General features: G+C 58.8%; 1 protein-coding gene. It reads right to left on the bottom strand.

The features are described 5' to 3' along the window. Positions 1-480 (bottom strand): class I SAM-dependent DNA methyltransferase (locus AC0L2D_RS31815; protein WP_473544117.1); only part of this gene is annotated, 480 nt, incomplete at its 3' end. Positions 481-486 lie beyond the last annotated feature (6 nt).

Genomic DNA, 486 nt, shown 5'->3' with positions numbered 1-486 from the left:
TACCTGGAAGACCCAGTAGTGTGCGCCCTCCTCCGCGATGTATTTGCCATCGTTTAGACGCTGGGTCGTCACAAGCAGGCCCGCATCCTCCAGATGACGTACCTCATCTTCAAAGGATGTGGCCTCCGCATAGCTTTTGCGGGTGCTTGCGATGATGAACCCGTTGGGACGCGTGACGCGAGCCAGTTCGCGCAGTGCGTCCGGTCGGATGTGCCCGAGCGTGAAGACGCCACAGCAAACCGTGATATCGTAGGTCGCACTGGAGTAGTCGGAGAGCGGTCCGTTTAGGTCTACATTGCCCTGAACATTCCGGTAGACACCAGTTTTCCGGGCCTCTTCGGCCATCTCCTCCGAAAGGTCGATCCCGTCGATCACCTGGAAGCCGAGGCGTTTCAGTTCCACGCCAACGAGACCTGTTCCGCACCCAGCGTCCAGGATTGCGATGGCTGCTCGCTTATTGGCCAAATACGCTGTCTGCACGGTGCC

This window comes from Mesorhizobium sp. WSM4833 (genome assembly GCF_055811095.1).
This window is presented reverse-complemented; position numbering and strand designations above follow the sequence as displayed.